Origin of the sequence: Wolbachia endosymbiont (group A) of Gastracanthus pulcherrimus (assembly GCF_964028265.1) — a bacterium.
Taxonomy (GTDB): Bacteria; Pseudomonadota; Alphaproteobacteria; order Rickettsiales; family Anaplasmataceae; genus Wolbachia; species Wolbachia pipientis.
This window is the reverse complement of record NZ_OZ034763.1, coordinates 697,630-724,620: the sequence shown is the minus strand read 5'-3', so window position 1 is coordinate 724,620 and position 26,991 is coordinate 697,630. Positions and strand designations below refer to the sequence as shown.

The window sequence follows — 26,991 nt, the reverse complement described above, 5'->3', positions numbered from 1 at the left end:
TTTTTGTTTCAATATTTGTACATTAGCCATGCATCTGAACAGATACTGTAAATTAGCTATATTACATTAGCCCATCAGATGAGTTGTAATGGTTATAATTGTCTGATAAGTGATCTCTAACATCGTGACCTAACTCATTGGCATCAGGCTTAACTTCGTGATCTAACTCATTAGCATCGAGCTTAAACAAAGAAGGATTATCATCAGATTGTTGATTAGACTCTTTCTCTTTCGACCCAAATAACCATGAAAAGAGTGATGAGATAGAATCAATAATGGATTTAATTGCTGAAAAAATATTGGATAAGAAATTACTGGGTTGCTGAGTGTCTTGCTGGCTACTTTTTTCTTCTTCTACATTACTTTGTTCTACTTCATTTGATTTTTCCACATCTTGTTCAGGTTTACTTCTGCTTATAAATGTCTTATCTAGCTGTTTGAATATATTTTTGTCGGAGTTTTGAAAATACATTCGACTTATCTCCTTATTTTCATCAATGTAAATCACTAAAGTTGTATTATCGTTCCCCAATCCATCACATTCACTAACGAGCGATTCATGAGAGTTCTTAATGTCTTTGATAAATTGAAATTTTTCTTCTTCTGAAAAGTCCTTGCATCTTACGTTATAAGTGGTGCCTTTGTATTTAAAACTAAATATCCATCCACGGTCTTCATATTCATCTAGTCCAGAATTCTTGACACGTTGTATAATTTGAAATTTCTCTGCTTCTGAAAGATCCTTGAGGTATATACTACTAGTTGTATCTTTATATTTAAATTTAAACATCGATCCACGATCTTCATATTCATCTAGTCCAGAATTCTTGACACGTTGTATAATTTGAAATTTCTCTGCTTCTGAAAGATCTTTGCGGTATATACTGCCAGTTGTGTCCTTATATTTAAATTGAAACATCCATCCACGGTCTTTATATTCATCTACACCCATCTGCTTGCAAATAGCTTTATAATTTTTTTCTTCTACCTCAAGTCCAATTGCATTTGCCATCAGCTGACTATTTTTATAGTCCAATTCTCTTACTTTTGTTGGGGAAAACTTGAATTGAAATACGTGACCAAATTCATGGGCTAAAACGTTGTCCGTATAAGCGTTTTTATAGAGCAATACGCTTTCTCCATTTGTCATCCCACCAGAAATATTGAGCGAAGATTGATTCCATGAAAACCCAGGAACCAAAGTGCCATATCCCTTATAATCATATTTATTATTAAAAACATAGGTATGCACAGTCACTTGAGTATCACTATCCATACAAAACTTTGCTTTATATGCCTCATAGGCATTTTGAATATCAAGCTTTATTTGATCTTGCTCCCGTTGCGATACATTGTCATAATGTATTACGCAATTCAACTTCCATATTCAAAATTGAATTGATTAGGTAATACATCTTGTAATCCTACGTATTTTGTATTCTCACCAAAGTTTTTTGATTGTGCAATTTTATATAAATTATTACGGTATGTAATAGAGTTTCCGTTAGGCAACTTAGGTATCTGCGCAATCGCTGTTCCATTACTATCATAGAAGAAAATATCAGAATCACCAATCCTAAAATCCTTTATAGATTGCCCGCAAGTGCCATCATTTGCACAATCGTGATGATTTGGGTCAGTCTTCTTATAAAACCATGCGTTAGTGTATTTTCCCATTTTGATACCTCACTACCAAACCTTACTATATTATTATCTTGGTAAAAATCATAATAATTCGTTAACTTGTATTTTAAATCTGTATCAAATGTGCTTTTCTCGTAAGGTATCAATTGTGAAGTAATTAACTTTATTTGTTTAAAATTTTGCTAAAATAGCTCTTTTTATACTATGTTTTATATAGCTAAACTGACTTAGATTTACTGACAATTTGAAAAACAAAAATTCGTCATTCCGCTACTAGAGGTTGTCCACAAACCAAGGAATACGTAGTATATAAAGAAAGAATATTGAGGTAAGAGATGAGGAAAAAATATCCAACAGATTTAAGTAAAAGGGAATGGGCAAGAATAGAAAAACACTTCAGAGTATCGTACAAGAAAGGAGGAAGGCCACCAAAATACAGTAAGTGTGAGATAGTAAATGCAATTCTTTATATACTGCGCACAGGATGTCAATGGCGCTATTTACCACACGATTTTCCGCCGTGGAAGGCTGTGCATGAACAGTTTAGAAGATGGAAAAAGCAGAGAATTTTTGAGAAAATGAACTATGATATCACTAAATATAGTAGGTCAAAAATGGGAAGCCGAGCGCATGCATAGTGGACAGTCAATCGGTAAAAACCACGGAAAAAGGGGGGGCAAAGGTTATGATGGTGCGAAAAAGGTAAAGGGGAGAAAAAGACATATAATCACAGATACTCAAGGATTTGTGCTTGGTTGCTATGTAGGAGCTGCAAGCGAAAATGACAGAGATGGGGTGAAGATGGCATTGGACAATATGAAGGAAAAATACAGCAATATTAAGAAAATGTGGGCTGATATGGGATACCAAGGAAAAGATTTAAAGGATTACGTAAAGAGAGAATATGGGATAGATATTGAAATTGTCAAAAGGCCTCCATGTAGGTTTTGGGTGCATAAAGATACACCACTAGAACTATTGCCACAACGGGATGGCTTTGTTGCATCGCTACTTATGAAAGGCTAACTATAATTAGGATTATAAGCAACTTATTGAAAATCTTGTTTTTTTTGCAATCAATCTGATCAAATTTAAGAATAGTAACTTGTTATTTATATTAATAAATTTAATTCTATTGAAAATAGCTAAAGCATTGAAATTCTTGAATTTTAGCCGGATTAGTGAGTGGTAGTGAAATTTCTTTTACTCAAATTTAGGTATTCACTGACCGTTCTTGTTATAAATACCAGAATAATAAGCTACTGATATTCTCCACCTTTTTTATCTTTAATCCATCATAGCTAGCGATGCAACAAAGCCCAACGGGATCCTGGATTTTCAGTACAGCCGAGAAGGTGGGTGGTAGAGAGGACTTTTGCTTGGATCAATAGAAATAGAAGGCTATCAAAGGAGTACGATTTACTTACAACATCTACTGAAAGTTTCATATATCTGGCTATGAGTAAAGTTATGTTAAGTAGGGAATATGCTTGATTTACTGGTTTGTGGACAACCTCCTATAGTATTTTCTAAAACGAATGATAAACGTCTAAAATGGTATTACCAACTAAAAGGTGTAAGTCTGTACATTGATGCATTAGAGGTCTGAGGCGACTTTTGATGGTGTGCCAACAATGCTCTATCGGATTTAGATCTTACTATTACCCACAAATATAAATGTTTGTTGCATAGCTCTTAATGGCATAACTTTTGCTTGAAATAACTGTTTATATGGTGCAATTTACAGCTTTTAGTTGCTAAAATTATAACTCTTAGTTTAATAATTTTAATCTAATAAGCTTTCAGGTTAATAAAATTAAATTATTTGAGTAAATACAATACTATGTTTTTATTTGTGGGTAATAGTAAGGCTTAAAGCAAAATGTAGTACGAACGGTAGGTGGATCTAAAAGATCGAATTACAATCCTGTATACAGCATTTTGCATTATTGTTTGATTATATTTATAGGTACAAAAATGGCTAGAATAATTTTCATGGGAGTAGATGTTTCCAAGGAAGCATTGGACATCTCAATTAATGGCAAGCATAAGCGCATAGCAAACGTGAGTGATGCTATATCTAAGTTTATAGAAACAAATATAGTCGATTTACCCATCAAGTTATATGTAAACTGGTGGCTATGAAAAGCTCATTATAAAATTGTTGCAAGATAACTGTCCATAAAGCTCACCCGAATCGGGTATATGCATTTGCCAAAGCTTGCAATCATTTTGCAAAAACTGACAAGTTAGATGCTAAATTACTGGAAAAATACGCTGAATTTGTCAGTAAAGACGGTGAAGTAAAAGGATGTATAATTTCACAAAAGCAAGAGGAATTAAAGGAGCTGGGGACAGTTGAGCGTAATTTAAATGATGCAATTCATGCAAACAAGTGTCGCCTGCAAAGTGCGACGGGAAAAGCTAGAGAATACATAGAAAGACAGATAGGGTTTGCTGAAAAACAATTGAAAGAAATTAGGCAAGACATAGAAGACGCAATAGCTGAATTGAAAGGAAAAAATGAGCTTTTAATCAGCTATAAAGGTATTGGATCAAAGACGGCGAGCGTTCTACTGACAGAGGTGCCTGAGCTTGGTAGATTAGAGAATAGAGAAATTGCATGCTTAGTTGGAGTTGCACCTAAAACTAGTGAAAGTGGAAGAAAAGTTGGCAAAGCTCAAATCAAAGGAGGCAGGTTTTATGCAAGGAAAGCACTATACATGTCAGCTCTTGTTGCTATGCGCCACAACAGAAAAATGAAAGCGTTTTATCAGCGTTTGGTTGATTCTGGCAAAGCTGCTAAGGTTGCATTAGTTGCTGTCATGAGAAAAATTATCGTTTGTTTAAATGCCATGATAAAAAATAACAACTTTTATCTTGACTCTTAAGACGGTAGATGACAGACCATTGATTGTATGGGTTTCATCTGTTATATATAATCTTTTTGAATACGAAGAAAACTGATGAATGAGTATGATATTACGGTTATAGGTAGCGGTCCTGGTGGTTATATAGCGGCAATTAGGGCGGCACAGCTTGGGTTTAAAACTGCAATTGTGGAAAAAGAAAAAAATTTAGGCGGTATATGCTTAAATTGGGGATGTATACCAACAAAATCACTGCTTAGAGCATCTGAGGTTTATAGGCTAATAAAAAGATCAAAAGAGTTTGGTATAGAAGTAAAGGGAGCGAATTTTGATATACAATCAATAGTGAAATACTCAAGAAACGTTGTTGATAAATTGTCAAGCGGTGTTGCATATTTGATGAAAAAAAATAATATCAAAGTTCATCAAGGTTTTGGTAAACTTGCAGGCAATGGTACTATAAAAGTTGCTGGCGATAAGGAAGAACAAGAAATTGTTTCCAAGCATATCATTTTAGCAACAGGCGTGAGGGCACGGAATCTGCCTGGAATAGAGGCAGATGGAGATTTAATATGGAATGCGCAGCATGCTATGATGCCGGGCAAATTACCAAAATCACTACTAATTATAGGGTCTGGTGCAATTGGAATAGAATTTGCAAGTTTTTATAGTACTTTGGGGGTTGATGTAACAATCATAGAGATAAAGAGCACTATTTTGCCGCTGGAGGATAAAGACATTTCAGATTTAGCACAAGAAATATTCACAAAACAGGGGATAAAAATATATACAAATAGTAGCGTAAAAGCTTTGACTAAAAATAAAGACTCTGCTCAAGTGCTACTAAGTAGTGGTGAGAGCAAAGAATTTGATAGGGTGATTGTTGCGGTTGGCATTCAGGCAAATACTGAAAATATAGGTTTAGAAAATACAAAAATTAAATTAAGCCCTTCTGGTTTTATTGAAATAAATGAATGGTATGAAACTAGTGAATCAAATGTGTATGCAATAGGTGATGTAGCTGGCCCACCATGTTTAGCACATAAAGCGAGCCATGAAGCCGTGATCTGCATTGAAAAGATTGCTGGTAAAGGTACTCATGCGTTAAAAAAAGAGTGCATACCAAATTGCACTTATTCTCATCCACAAATAGCGAGCATCGGCCTTACTGAGGAACAGGCAATAAAAGGTGGGTATGATATAAAAATAGGAAAATTTCATTCTAACTTTAATGGTAAGTCTGTTGCACTCAGTGAAACTGAAGGGTTAGTGAAAACGATTATAGATAAAAAAACCGGAGAAATTCTGGGTAGCCACATGATAGGTGCAGAAGTAACGGAGTTAATTAGCAATTTTGCTCTTGCAAAGCAACTAGAAGGAACAGACTTCGACATAAAATCTACGATTTTTCCTCATCCAACCATTTCAGAGATGATACATGAATCAGTGCTTGCTGCAGATGTTAAATAGTTGAACTAACGTTCCATCGTTTTAGAGTTGTCAATGTCTTGAGTAGTAGTTTGATTAGGCACTTTAGTTTCAATAGATTGATTACCACCAGCATCAGAATTCTGTAACTCTTCTTTCAATCCCTTAGCTGCTTCTTTAACTTCAAGCTTTGCCTTTGGATGAAGATCTTCTGGGCCTTTTCCTTTAGTATCCAAACCTTGTTGTAGATTAGTGCTTTTCATTTTATTATGCTGCTCGTGCTCAGGTAGGTCAACGACCGAATTGAAAAGAATTTTTATTATATTTTTTAGCAGTTCTAAAAAACCTCCGCTTCTGCCTTCTCTTTGTTCTTGAGGTTTATTTTCTCATTAGGTTCTTTTTTACTATTACTTTTAGGCATTTTTAACTCAACTATCATAACGCTTAATAAAATTCTACGTGCAAATTGTTAAATAACAGTTAACAATCTAGGATTTATTATTTACAGATGGATATTATTTTAGCAACAGGTGGCACAGGTGGGCATATCTTTCCGGCCATAGCTTTAGCAAAAGCACTAAAGACACAAGGATACAATTGCATATTATTCACTGATAAAAAAACAAATAAAAATACCGACATAGAAAGCTACACCTTACCATTACGTAGACCAAGCAGCAACAAATTTAAGTTTTTCCTTTTCTTGATATACAGCTCTATGTTAGCACTGTATCAAGTAAGAAAATTAAAACCAAAATCGGTCATTGGTTTTGGTAGCTATGCTTCTTTTCCAACTCTTCTTGCAGCAAGAGTTCTTTCTATACCTATAATTTTACATGAACAAAACACAGTTTTAGGGAGAGTAAATAGATTCTTTTTCAAGAGTGCAAAATTAATTGCAACCAGCTTTCCGGAGACTAAATATGCAGAGGGCAATAAATGTATTTTTACAGGAAATTTTGTTGATATAAAAGCACAGAGCCATTCTAGCACTGAGAAAATCCTAAATATATTGGTCATAGCAGGCAGCCAAGGTGCAAATTTTTTTGATGATGTAGTAAGCAGCGTAATTTGTGATTTACCTATTAAAATGAAAAAGAAAATTAGAGTGACGCAGCAATGTACGAAGAAAAATGTAAACAAGGTCAAAAGTCTATACAAAAGTGAAAAGATCGATTGTGAATTGAGTGAATTTTTTGATGATATGGAGAATAGACTGGCCAATGCTCACTTGGTAATTAGCAGAGCAGGAGCAACTTCAATAGCAGAGATCACTCTTGCTAGGCGTTCTGCTATATATATTCCTTACCCTTACTCAAAAGATAATCACCAATTTTATAACGCAAAATATATTGAAGACTCGAGAGCAGCTATAATAGTTGAGCAGAATAGTGAAGCAAAAAAAAATCTAACAGAGGTACTATTTGATCTATTAAATAATTCTCAAAAATTGCGTGATATGACCAATAGTACAGAAAAAACAGGGATAAAGAATGGGACTACTGAGTTTGTTAAGGTGATTGTTCACAGGTTTAGTTGATGGCTGCTTGCTTTTTCTTCAAACACGTCCCAAAGATCCTTTTCTAGCGATATATTATACAATTTATTGATATAAACTACTCCCGTGGGTGAAGTTGTGTTAATTTCGAGCAGGAAGTCATCTATAATATCAATACCAACAAATATTAGCCCTCTTTTCTTTAATTCAGGACCAATTTTGTTACATATTTCATTGTTTCTATCGTTCATTTGAGCGGGCTCAAAACTTGCTCCAAGTCGCATGTTTGTTCTGATCTCTCCACTGATTTTTGGAATTCGTTTCATTACACCAATTGGTTGGCCATAAAGTAGCAATATTCTTTTATCTTTATCTATGTTTTTACAAAATGATTGTGCAATCACAGGGCATTCGTATTTTGCTATCATGAGATCCACTACTACTTGAATACTATTCTCATCTTGTATTCTTATCACATCGTTTCCTCCATAACTATACAATGGCTTCAGAATAATATCTTGATAGTTGTAGTAGAAATCTCTAATCATTGATATATTTTCAGTAATCAAAGTTGGCGGAATTAGCTCTGGAAATAATGAAGTTATCAATTTTTCAGGACAATTTCTTATTTCTGTTGGATTGTTAATTACCAATGCGCTGGTTTTTTCTAAGATATATGTTGTTGTAATATAACGCATATCAAAGGGTGGATCCTGTCTGATAAATATGATGTCCATTTCATTCAAGTTGATTGCTACATCCTCTTTAGAGATAAAACTAAAATCATCAACGCTGACTTTCTGAGCCAGAGCAATTGGATGGTTTAGCTTTAGTGCTAAATTGTTAGGAGCATAGACAAAAACTTCGTGCTTCCTCCTTTGTGCTTCCTTTATTAGCACGAATGTAGTGTCAGTTTCAAAATTTATATTTTCATCCATCTGAAAGGCAATTTTCATTTATGTTCTCTACCTATTGTCACAACTGTACAAATGTTATAATTTGAAAGCGATTTTTGCCTAATGGCGTAACTTACTGTACCTGTATCGTACATAACTTACAACTTGTTTTACTCCCTTTACTTTTCTTGCAATTGCTATTACAGCTTTTAATTCCGCTTTGTTTTGGGCTATACCCATCAAATAAACAACTCTATCAACCGTATTAACGCTATAATTAATTGACTTAATATTTCTTTTTCCCAGGAGTCTTGTTCTTATTTCCGCTGTTATCATGCCATCTACAGTGGTGTCTAGCATGGAAGCCATTTGAATTGGTATTACTCTTATTTCATTTATCACTTCTTTAATTTCTTTTTGCTGCCAAGCTATTTTTTCTGCTGTAAGTTGTTTTTCAGGAGTGTCAACACTTCCAATGAGCAATACTCTTCCTTCACTTACTTTAACCTTTATGGATGAAAATAGCCCATGTTTTAAGAGCCCCTTATTAATTCTGATGACCATAGTCGTATCATCAATGATATTTCCCAAGGATTTGTCCTGCATTGTTATTGCTGTTGCTGTCGCTGTAGCCACCACACCACCTATTATAAGGGTTGTGCAACCACTTTGTGTAATCAAAAAAATTGCGAGTAAGAAGCTTGTTATTAATCTCATTATTGATTTTCATGGTTTAGAGCTTTCATTAAGAAATGTTAATAAGCTTTTTTGATTGTGTAAATACCATAAATTAAGTAAGACTTTAAACCTTGAATATTTTTAATGGAATACCTATAATAGGGTACTGAAAATTTCTTGCGGATATGGCGGAATTGGTAGACGTGCCAGGTTTAGGTCCTGGTGAGCTTGCTCGTGGGGGTTCAAGTCCCTCTATCCGCACTTTAAAGTCATGTAACTTAGGTTTTAAGGGAAAATTTATAATCACTAAATACACTTTTGTTTGTGTAAAAACCTGTTCTTAAGGATTGTGTTTAACTTAAATTCTGGTAAAATGACTCTATTAAGATATGAATTAAAATGTTAATAAATGAATTATGATGTCTAATAATATACCTCAAAATACAGTCGAAGTAAGTAGCGTATATACCTACAAAGAGCTTAGTATAGATAAACTAAAGTATGAGTATGAAATCACAGTTGGTAGTGATTATATAAAACAAAAGGTAAATTCCAGGTTGCAAGAGATAGCAGAAAATGCAAAATCACCTGGGTTTAGGGCTGGAAAGATGCCCTATGACCTTGTTGTTGCAAATTATAAAAACGAGGCTTTGGAATATGTGATAAATAATACAATTGATTATTGCTCAAGTGATTTGATGAAAAAAATTGAAGTCAAGTCTCACATTTATCCTAAGGTTGATGTTATATCATTACCAGATCTGGGCAAAGAAAATGAGGAGGGCAATTTTGTATACAAGCTATCTTTTGAGTCGATGCCTGAAGTACCAGTGATAGATCTTGACAAAATAAACTTAAAGAAAATTGAAGCAAAGATTGAAGAGGAAGATATAAAAGAATTTATTGATTCTATTAAAACAAAGTTCCCCAATTTCGCCTCTGTTGATGATGCTTCTTATCAAGCGAAAGATGGGGATAAATTGATAATTGATTTTGAAGGGCGGATTAGGAATAAGCTCTTTCAAGGTGGAAGTAGCAAAAATTTTGCCGTTAATTTAGGGTCTGGCACATTTATTAATGGTTTTGAGGATCAATTAACTGGTATGAAAAAGGGAGAAACAAAGAACTTTAAGTTGAAATTTCCTGAAAATTACCAAGCCATTTCCCTTGCAGGACAGGAAGCTGATTTTTCTGTGCGAGTTAATGAGATTCAAATTGCCAAAGATTTTGAAAATGATGATGAAATAGCTAAGAGTATTGGGTTTAAAGATTATTCTTTGCTAATAAATCATGCAAAAAAAATGATTGGTGATCAGTGCACCGAAATGAGAAATCTCTTAATTAAAAAGGAGCTGTTTGATTATTTGAATGCTAATTATAGTTTTGATTTACCCACAGACATAGTAAAACAGGAGCAACAAAGAATGGAAGGAGAATTGGGTGCTCAAAATGATTCTCGTAAAGAAGCTGAAAAACGTGTAAAGCTTGCTATGTTATTTATGAAATTTAGTGCAGAACATAAAATATCATTAACTCAAAATGATGTTTTGAGTGTTATTGTAAATCAATATGTCAGTAAAGATGTGCAATTTGACAGAGTACTTAAGCATTTTGAATCAAATAAACAATTTCAAGAATTAGTTAGAGGGCAAGCGCTTGAGTATAAAGTGACAGATTATATAATAGAAAAAGTTAGTAAAGAAGAGCAGATTGTTTCTGTGAAAGAATTAAAGGAATTATTTGATAATATTTAATAGGAAAAGGTATGACTCTTATACCAATTGTAGTTGAACAAACTAGTCGCGGTGAGCGCGCTTATGACATATATTCAAGACTAGTGAAAGAAAGAATAATTTTTGTAACAGGTCCTATTGAAGACAATATGGCCAGTGTAATAGTAGCACAGCTTTTATTTTTAGAATCGGAAAATCCCGATAAAGACATTTGTATGTACATCAACTCACCAGGTGGTGTTGTAACTGCTGGTTTGTCGATCTACGATACAATGCAGTATATAAACCCAGACGTTTCAACTTTATGTATAGGTCAAGCTGCGTCTATGGGTTCTTTATTGCTTGCAGCTGGTACAAAAGGTAAGCGCTACTCTCTACCTCATTCAAGAATTATGATACATCAGCCATCTGGTGGTTATCATGGTCAAGCAACTGATATAGAAATACATGCTAATGAAATTTTGCGGGTTAAGAAAAAACTAAATCAAATTTATGAAAAACATACTGGAAATTCACTGAAGAAAATTGAAGGAATGATGGAAAGAGATAAATTCATGGATCCTGAAGAAGCAAGGAAAATTGGCTTAATTGACAGGGTGATAGCTGAGCGTACAGATATTGAAATTGAAAATATTAAAGTTAAACAAAAGGTGGGTTAATGGATAACAATAATGATTTACACTACTGTTCTTTTTGCAACAAGGCGCAAGATGAAGTAGATAAATTGATTACTAACTCTTCGGATGGTTTAAAGGTGTTTATTTGTAATGAGTGCATAGAATTATCTCATAAAGCAATAAGTCAAAAGAAAGATAGATCTTTTAATTCAGATCGTATATCTGATATGAAGCTATTACTAAAGAAACCTGAGGATATAAAAAACTTTCTCAGCAAGCATGTTGTAGGTCAAGAACACGCGCAACACGTTTTATCTGTAGCTATGTATAACCATTGTCAATCCATGGTACAATTTCATGCTATAAGTGATATTGAAATCGAGAAGTCAAATATAATGCTTATTGGTCCCACTGGTTCTGGTAAGACTTTGCTAGCCAAAACACTTGCTAAAGTTTCAGATGTGCCATTTGCTATGGCTGATGCGACAACTTTAACTGAGGCAGGTTATGTGGGTGATGATGTAGAAAGCGTGTTGTCGCGTTTATTACAAGCTGCAAATTATGACGTTGTAAAAGCACAGCGTGGTATAGTGTTTATAGATGAAATAGACAAGATTACAAGAAAATCTGAAAGCACTTCAATAACCCGTGACGTTTCAGGTGAAGGGGTCCAGCAAGCTCTGCTTAAGATTATGGAGGGTACAGTTGCTTATGTTCCGCCACAAGGAGGGCGAAAACACCCACAACAAGAGTTTATACAAGTGGATACTAGTAACATACTGTTTATTTGTGGAGGAGCTTTTGAAGGCCTCGATAAAATTATTGAAGCGAGAAAAAAGGGAACGTCAGTTGGCTTTGGAGCAGATATAAGTCAGTCTAAAGAGCAAAAGAAAAAGAATGCTTTACATGATGTTCAACCTGAAGATTTAATCAAATTCGGTTTAATACCCGAATTTGTAGGGCGGGTTCCAATAACTGCTGTTTTAGATGAGCTGGATCATGAAGATTTAATACATGTGTTGACAGAGCCAAGGAATGCACTAATAAAACAGTACAAAGCATTGCTTGCGTTTAGCAAAGTAAACCTTGAGTTTTCAGATGAAGCAATATCAGCTATTGCTAAAAAGGCTATAAGCTACAAAACAGGTGCAAGAATGTTACGTGCTATCTTGGAGTCACTTTTGCTTGACATTATGTATACATCTGGAAACGGAGGCTTTGAAGGTAGCACTATAGTAATCACTAAGAAAATGGTAGAATTAGGAAAAGCAACGGTTAATCATAATAACAATGGCAATGTTATAACGGTTAATGATTAATTTGAGGCATATATTATGAACATTGAACGTGCTGTAAGCTCTAGTTTTACTGCATTGCCAGTATTACCTTTAAGAGATGTAGTAATTTTTCCAAATATAATGGTGCCTTTATTCATAGGCAGAGAAAAATCTGTTAATGCACTAGAGTATGCAATAAGTAGTAGTAATCACCAAAATGAGATTTTTCTTGTAGCACAGAAAGATGGCTCTGTTGATAATCCAGAGCCTGAAGATCTTTATGAAGTAGGTGTGTTAGCAAGCATTGTACAACCGTTAATAAAATTACCTGACAATGCAGTAAAAGTTATAATCCGGGGGATAAGAAGGGGAAGAGTTGTAGAATATATTAGCTCTCATACTTTATTACAAGCCAGGGTAGAGTTAGACAATCATTATAAAGAAGATGAAGACAATATTGATTTAGAAGCTTTAAGGCGGTCTGTTGTAGACGCGTTCGATAGCTGGTGTAAGCTAAACAAGAAAAATCAGCCCGAGGTTGCCATTAACTCCATTGATCAAATCAAAGAAGTTGATCAACTTGTAGACACGGTAGCTTCACATTTAAATATAAAAGTATCAGATAAACAAAGCATACTTGAGGCTTATGACCCAGAAGAGCGTTTAAAAAAAGCTTTTGCTTTTATTGAGAGAGAAATGAGTATTTTGAACGCACAAAACCGTTTATATAAGACAATTAAATCGCAAGTTGAAAGCACTCAGAAAGTTTACTACCTTAACGAACAATTGAAAGCTATACAGAAAGAATTAGGCGAATTTGAGAATGGTGATGAAGGGAATATACTCAATGAATTTGAAAAAAAGATAAATGAAACAAAGCTTTCTCAGGAAGCAAGAGAGAAAGCTATAACTGATTTGAAGAGATACAAGAAAATGAATCCCATTTCTCCTGAAGCTACAGTTATATCTAGTTACTTGCATTGGTTGCTTGAGTTGCCATGGGGAAAGTACAAAGATGCAAAAATTAACTTAAATGCAGCTAAGAAAATCTTAGATGAAAATCATTATGGCATAGAGAAAGTAAAAGATAGAATAATAGAATTTTTAGCGGTATTAAAAAGAGTAAAAGAGATAAAAGGTCCTATATTTTGCTTAGTTGGACCGCCAGGTGTTGGTAAAACTTCTTTAGCTAAGTCTATGGCAAGAGCAGTAGGAAGAGATTTTGTTCGCATAGCTCTTGGTGGTGTGCGTGATGAGTCTGAGATACGAGGGCATAGGAAAACTTATATTGGCTCAATGCCTGGTAAAATCATTCAACACATGAAAAAAGCTAATTCATGCAACCCGCTTTTTCTGCTTGATGAAATAGATAAGATGGGTTCTGATTCGCGTGGCGATCCTGCATCTGCATTACTTGAGGTTTTAGATACTGAGCACAATAAACACTTTACGGATCATTACTTGGAAGTTGAGTTTGATCTTTCAAGTGTAATGTTTGTAGCTACGGCAAACAGCTTAAATTTACCACATCCTTTGCGTGATAGGATGGAAATTATACAATTGTCCGGGTATACTGAAGATGAAAAAATCAGTATTGCTACACACCACCTTATTCCGAAGTTAAAGAAGGAGCATGGTTTGTATCAGAAGGAATGGGACATAACTAATGAGGCGTTATACGAGTTGATACGTTTATATACACGTGAAAGTGGTGTGCGGAGTATGGAAAGGGAGCTTGCAAAGCTCATGAGAAAGGCAGTTAAAGAAATATTGACTGATAAAAATAAGAAAATATCCGTAGGGGTTGACAATTTACAAGATTATTTAGGGGTACGTAAATATACCTTTGGCATTGCGGAAAATGAGAGTTTAGTAGGAATAGTAACTGGGCTCGCCTATACTGAAACAGGTGGTGATATTTTGATGATAGAATCAGTCCTAATTCCGGGCAAGGGAGAAATAAAATACACAGGAAAGCTTGGAGAGGTTATGCAAGAATCTATAAAAGCTGCGTATAGTTATATTCGATCAAATTGTTTGTTTTTTGGTATAAAGCCCGAAAAATTCCAAAATAATGATATACATTTACATGTACCTGAGGGTGCAGTACCAAAAGATGGCCCTTCTGCTGGCGGCGCGGTATGTACGTCTATTGTTTCTCTTATGACAAATATACCAGTTAACAAAAATGTTGCTATGACAGGCGAAGTGACATTGCGTGGTAGAGTTTTAGCTATCGGGGGCTTGAGAGAAAAATTGCTTGCAGCGCTCAGAGGATCAATCAAAACTGTGATTATACCAAGTGAAAATGAGAAAGATATGCAAGAAATTCCGGCAAGCATCAAAGAAGGGATCAACGTAGTTTTTGCTAAGAATATTGATGAAGTTACGAAAGTTGCTTTAATGCACCCTACTACTCCAATTAATGGTGATGATAATCAAAATAGTGTGCCTTCCTCTATAGAAAATAAAGATGATACTTTTCCTATGTCGGAAACATTGAAGCATTAGATTAAAAAAATATTATCAATCTCCATTTCTCTTTTATCCGGCAAAAACCCACCAACTTGTGTGTCCCATAAGGATATGACTTGCTTTGTTGTTATGTCATTCATATTTTTTACTTATTCTATCTCCCAGTTTTATTCAAGTAGATGATATATTATAATAGTCCTTTTCATGGAAACCTTTTCTGGTAGATTGCTTTCTAGAAAAACCTTGGTCAAGGTGCTAACTGTGGTTTATAATAATATAAATCATATCATAGTTGATTTGCGTTTATCAGAGCTGGAGTAGAGGTATGTTTTATCTTACAAATTTTTTGCCTATTTTACTGTTCCTATTTCTTTTTGTAGGAAGTGGTATATATTTTACTGTTCTTGGCGTGTCAAATGCTTTTTATCAGTTATCTCCACTGGTAGCCATTGCTCCTGCCATAGCTCTGGGCTGGATTTTATACAAGGGCAATACTGAAGAAAAAATGTATGCCTTTCTAGATGGGGTAAGAGATCGTAATATTATCACTATGTGTATCATTTTCTTACTTGCAGGTGCATTCAGTGAAGTAACTAAAGCAATCGGTAGTGCTGATGCCACAGTTAATTTGGCTCTTTCATTTATACCAACACAATTTTTACTCATAGGATTATTTTTTGTAGCAGCTTTCATCTCCACTGCTATTGGTACATCAATGGGCACCATTGCAACAATTGCTCCTGTTGCAGTTGAACTGACACAAGCTGGGATTTCTCCTTCCTTAGGAGTGGCAACCGTTGTAGGAGGAGCAATGTTTGGCGACAATTTATCTATTATCTCTGATACTACAATTGCATCTGTGATGTCTCAAAAGGCTGATATAAAGAAAAAATTAAAACTGAATGCAAAAGTGGCACTAATTGCTTCTATATTCACAATAATTATATTATTTTATAGCTCAAGCAATAGTGCTGCTATTTCAGTTAAGGAGTATTCTTTATTGCTTGTGGCTCCTTACATCATACTTATATTGCTTGCAAACTTTGGAATAAATGTATTTACGGCATTGGTTTTAAGCATAACTTTTGCTGGAATCATTGGATTTATAAATAACAACAATTATGGTTTATTGTTTTTAAGCCAAAACATCACTAAGGGGTTTATGAGTATGCATGAAATTATGCTACTGTCATTGATGGTTGGCGGGCTTTCAGGACTGGTAGGTAAAAATTCTAAGGAGTTTGCAGATAAACTTTCATCTTGGGTTATGATACAACGTGGTGGACAAAAAACTGCGCAATTATTTATTGCAAAAATAGTCAGCATATTTGATATTTTACTTGCAAATAACACCATCGCTATAATTTTTAGTGGTGAAATTGCTAGAGATATTGCTAAGAAATATGAAATACCGCCTCACTATAGTGCAGCATGGCTAGGCATATTTTCTTGTGTATTTCAAGGATTAATACCGTATGGCGCTCAATTGCTTTTGGCTAGCACTATTGCTGGAGTTTCACCTTTGGCAGTCGTGCCACACGTATACTATTGCTATGTTTTAGGTATTATTGCAGTGTTATATATTGTATTGAACAAAATTGAGAAAAAAGATTGTGCTTAATATACAAGACAACGCTCCGCTCTGTAGAAAATGGATGTTCTTGGCAGTATGTGCTCTTGCTTGCTCTGGGTTACTGTCAATAATTGTTATTTTTCTACGATTGCCTTTTATCTCCTCTCTTGTTCCTTCTGCACAATATATTTTTGATAATGCGCTGGTAATACACGTGAACTTGTCAATTTTAGTGTGGATGTGCTCTATAATATCTCTGCTCTTTATCATAAACCTACAAAATACCAATAGTTGGTTTAACTTTTCATGGGTTCTATCAACCCTTTCGATGCTGCTCATGTTTATATCTGCATTCGTTCCAAACACTGAAGTTATCAAAAGTAACTATATTCCCGTATTACAAAACAAATTATTTTTACTTGGACTCAGTTTATTTATTGCCAGTATATTAGTAAATACAATGCTAGCATACACATCAAAAAAAGAGGTTTCATTTCTCTCTGTTGGACAAATTGGGCTAGTTATTATACTTGTATCGTCATTTCTTTGCTTTGTTTTAGCATATAATAATATGCCTCCAGGTCTATATCACTCAGATAATAATTTATTTTACGAATATCTCTTTTGGGGAGGCGGACATTTATTGCAGTTTGCTTTTACTCAAGGAATGTTTTTAGTCTATTTAATAATGCTAAGTTCCAATGATATTAGTTTAGCTTCAAACAATAAAATTACTATTTTACCACTATTTATAAACACGATTTTAGCTGTAGGCGCACCGTTTGTATATTTTGTTTATCCAGTTGATAGTGCCAAGTTAATACAGTTTTTTACTTGGCATATGAGGATTGCTGGAGCAGTTTTGCCGTGCTTTTTGATAATATTAGTGTGCTACAACATCAGAACTTTTATTAATGATAAAAGCAACTATTTATTACATTCATTTTTGTTGTTCACTTATGGAGATGTGCTCGGAGTGTTGACTATTGAAGGGAATGTCACCATTCCCGCTCATTATCACGGTTCTGTAGTTGGGATCACTATAGCTTTTATGAATTTCATTTATTGGCTGTTACCCAAATTAAACTTTAAAGAGGTAAAAAACTCCATGGTAAGATTACAGATTTATGCCTACAGTGTAGGGCATTTTCTCCATATTACTGGCCTTGTTTGGCTTGGTGGGTATGGTGCTTTAAGGAAGGTTGCAGATCTGCCAAGTATTTCATCAATGTTAGCACGCACGTGCTTCATTATAGGTGGCGCTATATCAGTTGTTGGTGGAATGTTGTTCGTAATAATTGTGCTTTTACATCTGTTAAAAGGCAAAGCGCGTACCAACTGACCCATAGAAACGAAAAAACTTACTTGACAAACTCCGCTAGCGCCCTTATCATGAAACTGAAGCTATTTATTTATCTTCTCTGTACAGATTAAATGACAAAAAAACTCAACGTATTTGGCGTCTCGTGTTTAATTTTTTGCACTATGTGCACCTTATGTCTTTATCAAATTTCTAGGTTTTTACCTACACAAGCTGAAATACGCTTATAAAGCATTTAAAACATAAAAAAACGCCAACTTAAAAAATGGGTAGTGAATAACTAGCTACCCTAGGGTTTCTTTTGCCTTTTTTTCTGTTTAGTAAATTTCTTAATGTTTATAATTTAGATTAGTTGCGGCTTAAAAGCAACTAAATCGCGGTTATTAAGCGTTTAGAATAAAAAAACGCCATACTTGAAAGTATAATGTAAGTAATTAGCCAACCACGGGGCTTCTTTTGCCTTTTTTTTCATTTGGTAAATTTTTTAATATTTATACGGAAGGTAGCGCGTGACGCTGGAACCCCAAAAAAAGGATGATGTCATCCCAGTGCTCCTTTTTTTGTCATCCGAGTAGCTGACACTGTCCTCCTTTGTCATCCCAGTGCCCAGACACTGGGATCCAGCATTTCACGCAATCCCATCAAGAACGTTGTATTTTACATAACACTTTTATGCTTACCAACTTAATAAAATTCCTGGATCCCAGTGGGCTTTGTTGCATCGCTCTTCGGATAGTAGGTAACGTACAATAAATTCATGAAGCTATCTCAAACTTAGCCATGCCTATTTCAGTAAATTTGTTAAGCAAATAACACTTGAGTAGCAGTTCCTTCTCACGATTAATTTCAGATTTGCTCCTAAAACTAAACCCAAATATTCGCTTCAACCTTGAGAAAAATCCTTCAATATACGATCTTTTTCCGTAATTTACTTCTTCTTTCCATCTTTTTATACCATTCTCACCATGTAATTTCATTAACTGAATAGCGGCATTTCTATCAAGCATATAATCCAATTTTGGATGCTCTGCTGCGTTGTTTTTCGGAGGAATTTTCGTTTTTATACCATATTGATTACACAGCTTATAGAGCTTTTCTCTGTCATATGCCCTATCTGCATATAGTACTTTTATGACATACTGAAAATCGACTTCTTTTAGCAAATCACAAGCTCCATAGTGATCAGAGTAGACACCGTTACTGTATTTTACAGCTATGGCTTTTTTGCTGTTTGTATTCAACATTACATGCAATTTTCTTGTCTGTTCATAGCTGCGATACTTTCTATCTTCGCTATTTTCTTTGCTATGACCAGGAGTGTTGTTGTATATACTAATTCCTGTACTGTCTATAGCAATTTCGATATCTTCCATATTATTTTCTGCAATCATTGATCTTAATATTGAGTTTCTTAAACCTTCTTGATGATTGTGAATAGCTGATAACTTGCAAATTTTTCCCAATTTGCTCAAGGTATCCTGCTATAAACCCAACTGTTTGCCTCAGGCCTATTCTAAATAAACAAGTTATTATGTGCACCAAAATTACAACTTTATCGCTATAAATATTGTTGCCACCTGGTATTTTTGGACCATTCTCGTACCACTTTTCTATGGCTTCGTTGATATAATGAAAAATATTTCCTCTTTTTTCTAGAAATTTGTTATATTCGCTATGGTTACTGACCCTCATTTTTTGTGGCATATTTTTTCTTTCAAGGTTAAATGGCTATTTTATAATGAATTTTGTCAGTAGCCACCAGATTTTTCAGTTGCTATGCAACAAAGCCATCCCAGTGTCAGCTACTCGGATGACAAAAAAAGGAGCACTGGGATGACAGGAGAGGGAGGCTACTTGGATGACATCATAGGGGCACTGGGATGACACCATTCTTTTTCCTGGATCCAAATAGTCAAGGCACTGGAATGACAAAAAAAGGAGGCACTGGAACGACAAAGTGGAGTGTCTGCTTCTGTCATCCTATGATAGCTAAAAAGACCTGGTCACGCGCTGGAATGACACCGAAGGGGCTACTGCCCTCTTGGATGGAGACCAGTGTCAGCTACTTAGATGATACCTTTTTTCTACTTAGTTTAGGTTATGCAGAAGTCTAATACAATTATAGAACAAGCTTAAAAATTCTGGTAAAGTAGTTTTATTTACAAAGAAAGAATATGCTACTTGAAATTGAAAAGCGCAGCATAACAAATGCATTGTGGAAGTTGCAAGAAGCAGATCAAAGGCAAATCTTAACTCTTACACAGAGATTTGAGTTACCAGAAATATTAGCAAGAATATTGGTTACTCGTGGTGTTAACATAGAAAATGCAAGCGACTTCTTATATCCACTAATCAGATCGCTATTACCAGATCCCTTTCACCTTCTTGATATGGATAAAGCTGTTTCTCGTATAATATGGGCAATAAAAAATGATGAAAACCTTGCAATATTTGGTGACTATGATGTTGATGGTGCAACGTCGTCAGCATTGATTAACAGGTACCTGAGAGCAATCGATATACACTCTATAATCTACATTCCAGATCGTGTTGATGAGGGTTATGGATTAAACACAGATGCTTTATTACAACTTAAAAAGAATGGAATTGATTTATGTATTTCCGTTGATTGTGGTACGCTTGCATATCAACCAATAGAAGATGCAAAGGCTTTTGGTCTTGATATTATAGTTGTTGACCATCACCTTGGTACGGAAAAATTACCAAGCGCCGTAGCAGTTGTGAATCCAAACCGCCTTGATGAGAGCTCTCCTTATAATAACCTAGCAGCAGTTGGAGTGTCATTTCTGCTAATTGTTGCTCTTAATAAAAGCCTACGTGAGCAAGGATTTTTTACCAACAAAAAAGAACCAGATTTATTTGATCTGTTGGATTTGGTTGCCCTGGGAACTGTCTGTGATGTTATGCAGATCACAGGCCTCAATAGAGCACTTGTCTCACAAGGATTAAAAGTTATGTCAACAAGAAAAAACGTTGGCTTGCGTGTTTTATTTGATGCTTTGGGAATCCTTGAAAAACCAAGTGTTTCTCGATTAGGGTTTAGTATTGGGCCATGCATAAATGCTGGAGGAAGAATTGGAGAAGCATCGCTTGGTGCAAGGTTGCTTTCCACCGATGATGATGAAAAGGCACATTCAATCGCGCTAAAATTAATAGATTTGAATAATGCAAGAAAAGTGTTAGAAAATGAGGCTCTCTTGGAAGCTACAGCACAAGCGGAAAAGTCTGCCCAATCAGGTGCGAATTTTATAATGATAAGTGGCAATTGGCACCAGGGAATAATTGGTATAATTGCATCAAGGCTAAAGGAGCAGTTTCACTTGCCAACAGTAGTGATATCTTTAAATAATGGAATAGGAAAAGCAAGCTGTAGATCAATTTTGGGAGTTGATATCGGTGCTGCAGTCCTTTCCGCAAAGTTTATAAATTTGATTATTGAAGGTGGTGGCCATAGTATGGCGGCAGGATTTTCAATTAAAGAAGACAAAATAAATGATTTGCATGATTTTTTTACTGAAAGATTTTCAAATTCTATAAATGAGAAAACTTTAAAAGCTGATAGTATAGTAACTGCTAAAGCAATAAATTTGTCTTTATGGAATCAATTGCAACGCTTGGGACCATTTGGAGTTGGAAATCCTGAACCAAGGTTTATTATCCAAGGAGCAAAGATAAGAAAGCCTGAAGTTATAGGAGTTGACCATATAAAATGTTTTATTGCTGATGATAATGTTATGGTAAGAGCTATTGCATTTCGTTCTGCAAATACTCATCTTGGCTCTGCTATCATGCAGGGTAATGTTAAAGCTATTTTGGGTAAAATCTCTATGAATTACTGGAATGGCAATGAATTTGTACAATTTTTAATAGAAGATGTATTGACCATTAGTTGAGTGTATCTGTTCAGCAGAGTGGCAAAATAGGTAGACAAGATAAACCAAAAAATCAAGAAGAAGTGAGTGTGCACTTGTCCGTAAAGTCTTTCCATTTCTCCCATTTCTTCGATTATTCTCTTCACTTTCAGCTAATAAGTGATTTTCTATTTCACCTTCCAAACTTGCCTCCAGCAGCTTTTTTATAAATGGTGTAAATGCTCCATCCCTTCCTGTTAATGGTCTGCCTTCCCTTATTGATGACAGTATATTTGCTTCCAGTTCTTTGTAATCTACCAAACCGGTAGTTCTGTTTACTACTTTCTGACTCATTGTCAAACCTCCATTTTTTTATATCAATTTATTACTTTTTTTTCGGTTTGACACACTTTTTTGAACCATACGCGTCAAGTTAAGAGATTGTGAGCAAATTTAGAGAGGTTAAAGTGGATACTCTAGCCCTTCTACGTTTGTCTTTTAATGAAAATCGCGACCAAGTTATAGTGAGTTTTTTAAGAAATGCTTTTAAACTATTAATCTTGGTTAATACTAAAAATAACTCTCTAACCCGTCTTTTTAGCTCAATAAATGCCTTTGTTAAGCTAAGTTCTGTATTCTTTTTCACTTCTGTGCAACCAACTATGCCGTGAAATATAAGAATTGCGCACAATTTAGCATATAGTTCACATAATACTCTGCATGGCTTTCCTTTTAGCTTATCAAGTCTGATATGGCTTTTATACAATTTAAATAATTTGCCACCTTACTCTGTAAATCGTTAATACTTGCTCAGCACTAATTTTATTTTCTGGAACATTAGTTATACCAATTCAACAATTTTTGATTTCTTTTAGAGGATCCTGCGATCTTGCTAATCTATTAGCTTTCCTTCTTCTGGCTATAGACTGTTCTTCAGTTAGTTTCTGACATATAATTCTTACTCTAATTTTTGCTTCTTTTCCTAACAATACCTCGTTTTCTAAAAATAACTTATCCTCTAAACATTCTAATAACTCCATTTTTTGATTTGTTTCTACATCATATACGTTGGTATCGACGACTTATGAAATAAGCTCCTATTTCATTGATTTGTTTAAAAGAACTTGGCACAAAATAACCGAGATCAGATATTAGCAAATCATTGCTTGATATATTACTTAAATGTTTCCTATATCCCTGGTCTGATCTTATTCCCTCCGTTAAATTAAGTTGGTCTATTATCTGATTCATGTAATCGAAAACTAATTGTAACTTTATTCCAGACTTAGTATTGCTTTCATAGCCACTGTAGCTAGTACCATAACCTTTATACATCTCTTCCATACTGTTAGGTAGAGTAATATAGCTACTGTCCAATAATTTAACACTATTAAATTGCTGTAAGATTTTGCAATCAACTTGCAAGATATTTTTAAAGAGAACCACAGATTCATTATACATCCTTTTCATAAATTCCACTGCTTCTTCAGTAAATCTAAAATCCAAACCTTGTTTTGTTATATCTATCGAGTCCTCGTTTAGTAATTGACACATTGTTTCTACGCTACAATTATCAACTCCTATATTACCCAAGACCATGGCTTTTACGAATGATGAACCTTTTAGCTTTCTCTTTCTTTTTATAAACCTTGTTGTAATTGAGATTTTCTCTGCTTTTTCATTAAAAAATTCTTTGAGCTTTTTTGATAAGCAAGTTATTTTATTCATTGGTTCTCTCACTAAAAGTATATCTGGGAGAACTTATACCTTATTATTCTATCTCTTTCATACCTTTATTTCCTTAACTTGACGCGTATGCTTTTTTGAACATTCCCGGAAATGCAGAAAAAAAATGTTCAACATTATATCAGGAGTCCTTGTCGTTTTAATCTGCACAGATTGCGAAGTTAAATGAAATAGCTTCACCGTTATGATAAGGGCGCTGGCGAAGGGTGTCAAGCAAGTTTTTCGTTTCTATATGTGCTACCTTAAGACTTCAACGTCTTAACGCACCTAACTCCATCTGCATATAAATTTGCATGGCTCTTTCCAGTATTAAGCAATGCAAATCCAATGTTGTCTACACTAGAGCGCAGTTCCCCTATTTCCTCATTGTTTTCATTTGTCACTTTAGTGCCAATATCTGGAAGTGCGTTATCCCCCTCAACAAGGTAAAGTTTTCTTCTGAATATTTCTTGTCTGCTCATTCGATTTACAACTTCCTGACCTATATAACACCCCTTATTAAAGCTTATACCGTTTACCTTATCGATTAAAAATTGCAGCGGAAACGATGAATTCTGCACCATATCTTTCGCTCCATCTGGAACGAGATTTTGAATTCTGACTTTTTCATACTGAGTAAAATCCCCAACCGGCTCTTTTATTTCATCTTTATGTATGATCCTCATTCCTAGCAGCTTGTGCCTTGGATCTTGAAAAATAACTTGTGACTTACTACTACACTCCGCCAACTTAGTATTAAACAAAACCCCAACCTTATATAGTGCACTAACGTCTTTAATCTTTACCCTCAAATAAGTTTTAAGTAAATCTAGTTTCTCGATTATTTGCTGCAAGTGTATGTTTTCGCACTCTAAGAGGGTGTATTTACCATATTCAATAAGAAAAAAATCATATAGATATTTTCCCTGAGGGCTAAGCAATAAAGAATAAATGGCTTTTTGGCTATCCAACTTATTAATATCATTGGTTATAATACCCTGCAGAAAATCTCTAGTGTCAGGCCCATATAGCACTATCACACCACGACTTAAAAATGGTATATAACTCATGAAATCTCTATAAATAAATCTAAATTTTATTATATAACATTAGGCTCTTTTAGAAACTGCTTTTAGCGTGCATATTTTATAATGGCGTGCATATTTTACAAGCTCCAGCCCTTGAAATCTAACTTACGAGTATATACATATAAACTTATAAGTTAATTTGTTGATGAGGAAAAACAAATGTCAAGTATAAGTTTAAATGTATTAGATGATAGCGTGCTGATCAAGCCTATTAGCGAAGAAAAGCAAGGTGGAATTGTGCTTCCATCAAGTGCTGAAAAGAAACCTACTAAAGGTGAAGTTATAGCAATTGGTGAAGGTTCACGCAATTCAAGTGGCGAACGCGTAACTTTAACTGTGAAAGCTGGTGATAAAGTGTTCTATCGCCAATGGGCTGGTACAGAAATAGAACATAATAATGAGAAGCTTATCGTGATGAAAGAGTCCGATATACTTGCTGTCATTAAGTAGCAGTCTTTATTTTACTAAACTGAAACAAAGCGCAACATAGCGCATTGTAAATGATTTTATTATAGTTTTCTAAATTTTTTATTAACAAGAGGTGGTAAAAATGACTAATGTAGTAGTATCAGGTGAGCAGTTGCAAGAAGCCTTTCGTGAAGTTGCAGCAATAGTGGATTCAACGGTAGCAATAACTGCAGGACCTAGAGGAAAAACAGTAGGGATTGATAAGCCCTATGGAGCACCAGAAATTACAAAAGATGGTTATAAGGTGATGAAGGGTATCAAGCCTGAAAAACCATTAAACGCTGCGATAGCAAGCATCTTTGCACAAAGTTGTTCTCAATGTAACGATAAAGTTGGTGATGGTACAACAACGTGCTCAATACTAACTAGCAACATGATAATGGAAGCTTCAAAGTCAATTGCTGCTGGAAACGATCGTGTTGGTATTAAAAACGGAATACAGAAGGCAAAAGATGTAATATTAAAGGAAATTGCGTCAATGTCTCGTACAATTTCTCTAGAGAAAATAGACGAAGTGGCACAAGTTGCAATAATCTCTGCAAATGGTGATAAGGATATAGGTAACAGTATCGCTGATTCCGTGAAAAAAGTTGGAAAAGAGGGTGTAATAACTGTTGAAGAGAGTAAAGGTTCAAAAGAGTTAGAAGTTGAGCTGACTACTGGCATGCAATTTGATCGCGGTTATCTCTCTCCGTATTTTATTACAAATAATGAAAAAATGATCGTGGAGCTTGATAATCCTTATCTATTAATTACAGAGAAAAAATTAAATATTATTCAACCTTTACTTCCTATTCTTGAAGCTATTGTTAAATCTGGTAAACCTTTGGTTATTATTGCAGAGGATATCGAAGGTGAAGCATTAAGCACTTTAGTTATCAATAAATTGCGTGGTGGTTTAAAAGTTGCTGCAGTAAAAGCTCCAGGTTTTGGTGACAGAAGAAAGGAGATGCTCGAAGACATAGCAACTTTAACTGGTGCTAAGTACGTCATAAAAGATGAACTTGGAATCAAGATGGAAGATCTCACGCTTGATGATCTTGGTACGGCTAAAAATGTTAAAATTACTAAAGATAATACCACAGTTGTCAGCGAAAATAGCGATTCTGACAGTGTGAAAGCTAGAATCGAGCAGATTAAATCTCAAATTGAAACTTCAACTTCTGATTATGATAAAGAAAAGCTAAGAGAACGTTTAGCGAAATTATCAGGTGGCGTTGCTGTGCTCAAAGTTGGTGGAGCAACTGAAGTGGAAGTTAAAGAACGTAGAGATAGAGTCGAAGATGCGCTGCATGCAACAAGAGCTGCAATTGAAGAAGGTATAGTTCCAGGTGGTGGGGTTGCGCTTCTTTATGCTTCATCTGTTCTCGACAAATTAAAAGGTGCAAGTGACGAGGAACAAATAGGCATAAACATTATCAAGAAAGTTCTCAGTGCTCCAATTAGAAGGTTAGTCAAAAATGCTGGTCTTGAATCTGCTGTTATAATTGACTATTTGATTAAGCAGAATGATAAAGAGCTTATATACAACGTTGAGGCTATGAATTATGCTAATGCGTTTACAGCTGGTGTGATTGATCCAGCAAAAGTGGTGCGTATTGCTTTTGAAACAGCGGTATCTGTTGCGAGTGTGCTGATAACTACTGAATCTATGATAGTTGATGTACCAAGCAAAGAAAATGCTTCATCTCCTATGGGTGCAGGAGAAATGAGTGGCATGGGTGGATTCTAAGTAGAATGAAACCGTGGAGCAATTGCTCCACGGTAGTTCCAAAAAATCTCACATTTTACTATTCGTTAAAGGTAATACGTTTGGTGCAGAAATGCA

The 26,991-nt window shown here is 34.9% G+C and carries 23 protein-coding genes, 1 tRNA gene and 5 pseudogenes; 18 read left to right on the top strand and 11 right to left on the bottom strand.

Annotation, left to right across the window (positions count from 1 at the left end; translation table 11 throughout):
* Positions 1–61 precede the first annotated feature (61 nt).
* Together ABWU47_RS03790 and ABWU47_RS03785 are read right to left on the bottom strand one after the other, a co-directional pair.
* On the bottom strand, positions 62–1,378 hold the full coding sequence (locus ABWU47_RS03790; RefSeq protein ID WP_353285571.1) for a hypothetical protein: 1,317 nt from the start codon (positions 1,376–1,378) through the stop codon (positions 62–64).
* On the bottom strand, positions 1,375–1,677 hold the full coding sequence (locus tag ABWU47_RS03785) for a hypothetical protein (protein ID WP_077188575.1): 303 nt from the start codon (positions 1,675–1,677) through the stop codon (positions 1,375–1,377). Before ABWU47_RS03785 ends, ABWU47_RS03790 begins: the two co-directional genes overlap by 4 nt.
* A 302-nt stretch (positions 1,678–1,979) precedes the next feature.
* On the opposite strand from ABWU47_RS03785, the pseudogene ABWU47_RS03780 reads away from it, so the two are divergent.
* From ABWU47_RS03780 to lpdA, 5 genes and pseudogenes are all read left to right on the top strand, one after another.
* Positions 1,980–2,637 (top strand): annotated as a pseudogene (locus ABWU47_RS03780) (IS5 family transposase); the annotation flags it as partial.
* A gap of 339 nt (positions 2,638–2,976) precedes the next feature.
* Positions 2,977–3,138, top strand: a pseudogene (locus tag ABWU47_RS03775) (transposase); the annotation flags it as partial.
* A 483-nt stretch (positions 3,139–3,621) separates the two neighbouring features.
* Complete coding sequence (locus tag ABWU47_RS03770; RefSeq protein WP_153296805.1) at positions 3,622–3,789, top strand: hypothetical protein; 168 nt, start codon at positions 3,622–3,624, stop codon at positions 3,787–3,789.
* Positions 3,790–4,112: 323 nt separating this feature from the next.
* A complete protein-coding gene (locus ABWU47_RS03765) occupies positions 4,113–4,535 on the top strand; it encodes an IS110 family transposase (protein ID WP_049973639.1) in 423 nt (140 codons plus the stop codon).
* 75 nt (positions 4,536–4,610) lie between these two features.
* Positions 4,611–5,984 carry a dihydrolipoyl dehydrogenase gene (gene lpdA / locus ABWU47_RS03760; protein WP_077188576.1) on the top strand — a complete coding sequence of 458 codons (1,374 nt, stop codon included), beginning with the start codon at positions 4,611–4,613 and terminating at the stop codon, positions 5,982–5,984.
* A 5-nt stretch (positions 5,985–5,989) separates the two neighbouring features.
* Here lpdA and ABWU47_RS03755 read toward each other — a convergent pair.
* Positions 5,990–6,381 (bottom strand): annotated as a pseudogene (locus ABWU47_RS03755) (hypothetical protein).
* A 69-nt stretch (positions 6,382–6,450) separates the two neighbouring features.
* On the opposite strand from ABWU47_RS03755, the gene murG reads away from it, so the two are divergent.
* Positions 6,451–7,482, top strand: a complete 1,032-nt coding sequence (murG, locus tag ABWU47_RS03750) for an undecaprenyldiphospho-muramoylpentapeptide beta-N-acetylglucosaminyltransferase (protein WP_015589119.1) — start codon at positions 6,451–6,453, stop codon at positions 7,480–7,482.
* Here the strand turns inward: murG and gshB are convergent.
* Both gshB and ABWU47_RS03740 read right to left on the bottom strand, forming a co-directional pair.
* Complete coding sequence (gshB, locus tag ABWU47_RS03745; protein ID WP_015589118.1) at positions 7,467–8,396, bottom strand: glutathione synthase; 930 nt, start codon at positions 8,394–8,396, stop codon at positions 7,467–7,469. The two genes, murG and gshB, sit on opposite strands and share 16 nt — an antisense overlap.
* A 60-nt stretch (positions 8,397–8,456) precedes the next feature.
* Entirely contained in the window at positions 8,457–9,053 is a 597-nt protein-coding gene (locus tag ABWU47_RS03740; RefSeq protein ID WP_006279461.1) for a BON domain-containing protein, read from the bottom strand.
* A gap of 140 nt (positions 9,054–9,193) precedes the next feature.
* Between ABWU47_RS03740 and ABWU47_RS03735 the strand changes: the two genes are divergently transcribed.
* The 6 genes from ABWU47_RS03735 (at position 9,194) to ABWU47_RS03710 (ending at position 16,737) form a co-directional block, all read left to right on the top strand.
* Positions 9,194–9,275, top strand: a tRNA-Leu gene (locus ABWU47_RS03735).
* 158 nt (positions 9,276–9,433) lie between these two features.
* Positions 9,434–10,768: a trigger factor gene (gene tig / locus ABWU47_RS03730; protein ID WP_077188577.1), complete on the top strand. Its 1,335-nt coding sequence runs from the start codon at positions 9,434–9,436 to the stop codon at positions 10,766–10,768.
* A gap of 11 nt (positions 10,769–10,779) precedes the next feature.
* Positions 10,780–11,406, top strand: coding sequence for an ATP-dependent Clp endopeptidase proteolytic subunit ClpP (clpP, locus tag ABWU47_RS03725; RefSeq protein WP_006280254.1), 627 nt, complete (start codon positions 10,780–10,782; stop codon positions 11,404–11,406).
* Positions 11,406–12,683, top strand: coding sequence for an ATP-dependent Clp protease ATP-binding subunit ClpX (gene clpX / locus ABWU47_RS03720; protein WP_006279985.1), 1,278 nt, complete (start codon positions 11,406–11,408; stop codon positions 12,681–12,683). The genes clpP and clpX overlap by 1 nt, the downstream gene beginning before the upstream one ends.
* Before the next feature lie 15 nt (positions 12,684–12,698).
* A complete protein-coding gene (gene lon, locus ABWU47_RS03715; protein WP_006279987.1) occupies positions 12,699–15,152 on the top strand; it encodes an endopeptidase La in 2,454 nt (817 codons plus the stop codon).
* Between the two features lie 289 nt (positions 15,153–15,441).
* Positions 15,442–16,737 carry a Na+/H+ antiporter NhaC family protein gene (locus tag ABWU47_RS03710; protein ID WP_077188578.1) on the top strand — a complete coding sequence of 432 codons (1,296 nt, stop codon included), beginning with the start codon at positions 15,442–15,444 and terminating at the stop codon, positions 16,735–16,737.
* On the opposite strand, the gene ABWU47_RS03705 is transcribed toward ABWU47_RS03710, so the two are convergent.
* A complete protein-coding gene (locus ABWU47_RS03705; RefSeq protein WP_236718462.1) occupies positions 16,693–16,899 on the bottom strand; it encodes a hypothetical protein in 207 nt (68 codons plus the stop codon). The genes ABWU47_RS03710 and ABWU47_RS03705 overlap by 45 nt on opposite strands.
* Here ABWU47_RS03705 and ABWU47_RS03700 point away from each other — a divergent pair.
* Together ABWU47_RS03700 and ABWU47_RS03695 are read left to right on the top strand one after the other, a co-directional pair.
* Positions 16,811–18,031 (top strand): cbb3-type cytochrome c oxidase subunit I, encoded by a 1,221-nt coding sequence (locus ABWU47_RS03700; RefSeq protein ID WP_236718461.1) that lies wholly within the window; start codon positions 16,811–16,813, stop codon positions 18,029–18,031. The genes ABWU47_RS03705 and ABWU47_RS03700 overlap by 89 nt on opposite strands.
* 570 nt (positions 18,032–18,601) lie before the next feature.
* The gene (locus tag ABWU47_RS03695; protein ID WP_353285570.1) at positions 18,602–18,763 is read left to right on the top strand and encodes a hypothetical protein; all 162 of its coding nucleotides are present in this window, start codon (positions 18,602–18,604) and stop codon (positions 18,761–18,763) included.
* 2 nt (positions 18,764–18,765) lie between these two features.
* On the opposite strand, the gene ABWU47_RS03690 is transcribed toward ABWU47_RS03695, so the two are convergent.
* Both ABWU47_RS03690 and ABWU47_RS03685 read right to left on the bottom strand, forming a co-directional pair.
* The gene (locus ABWU47_RS03690; protein WP_082246250.1) at positions 18,766–19,401 is read right to left on the bottom strand and encodes a transposase; all 636 of its coding nucleotides are present in this window, start codon (positions 19,399–19,401) and stop codon (positions 18,766–18,768) included.
* A complete protein-coding gene (locus ABWU47_RS03685) occupies positions 19,385–19,714 on the bottom strand; it encodes a transposase (RefSeq protein ID WP_007548762.1) in 330 nt (109 codons plus the stop codon). The genes ABWU47_RS03690 and ABWU47_RS03685 overlap by 17 nt, the downstream gene beginning before the upstream one ends.
* Positions 19,715–19,890: 176 nt before the next feature.
* Here ABWU47_RS03685 and ABWU47_RS03680 point away from each other — a divergent pair, with 176 nt between their 5' ends.
* Positions 19,891–20,124 (top strand): hypothetical protein, encoded by a 234-nt coding sequence (locus ABWU47_RS03680; RefSeq protein WP_010962507.1) that lies wholly within the window; start codon positions 19,891–19,893, stop codon positions 20,122–20,124.
* A 60-nt stretch (positions 20,125–20,184) separates the two neighbouring features.
* Positions 20,185–21,924 (top strand): single-stranded-DNA-specific exonuclease RecJ, encoded by a 1,740-nt coding sequence (recJ, locus tag ABWU47_RS03675; RefSeq protein ID WP_353285569.1) that lies wholly within the window; start codon positions 20,185–20,187, stop codon positions 21,922–21,924.
* A 54-nt stretch (positions 21,925–21,978) separates the two neighbouring features.
* Here the strand turns inward: recJ and ABWU47_RS03670 are convergent.
* From ABWU47_RS03670 to ABWU47_RS03660, 3 genes and pseudogenes are all read right to left on the bottom strand, one after another.
* Positions 21,979–22,236, bottom strand: a pseudogene (locus tag ABWU47_RS03670) (IS256 family transposase); the annotation flags it as partial.
* Between the two features lie 79 nt (positions 22,237–22,315).
* Positions 22,316–23,610 (bottom strand): annotated as a pseudogene (locus tag ABWU47_RS03665) (IS4 family transposase).
* Positions 23,611–23,870: 260 nt separating this feature from the next.
* Positions 23,871–24,677: a YgfZ/GcvT domain-containing protein gene (locus ABWU47_RS03660; protein ID WP_077188580.1), complete on the bottom strand. Its 807-nt coding sequence runs from the start codon at positions 24,675–24,677 to the stop codon at positions 23,871–23,873.
* A 186-nt stretch (positions 24,678–24,863) separates the two neighbouring features.
* Between ABWU47_RS03660 and ABWU47_RS03655 the strand changes: the two genes are divergently transcribed.
* Both ABWU47_RS03655 and groL read left to right on the top strand, forming a co-directional pair.
* Positions 24,864–25,145: a co-chaperone GroES gene (locus tag ABWU47_RS03655; RefSeq protein WP_173862895.1), complete on the top strand. Its 282-nt coding sequence runs from the start codon at positions 24,864–24,866 to the stop codon at positions 25,143–25,145.
* Between the two features lie 100 nt (positions 25,146–25,245).
* Entirely contained in the window at positions 25,246–26,895 is a 1,650-nt protein-coding gene (groL, locus tag ABWU47_RS03650) for a chaperonin GroEL (RefSeq protein ID WP_077188581.1), read from the top strand.
* Positions 26,896–26,991 lie beyond the last annotated feature (96 nt).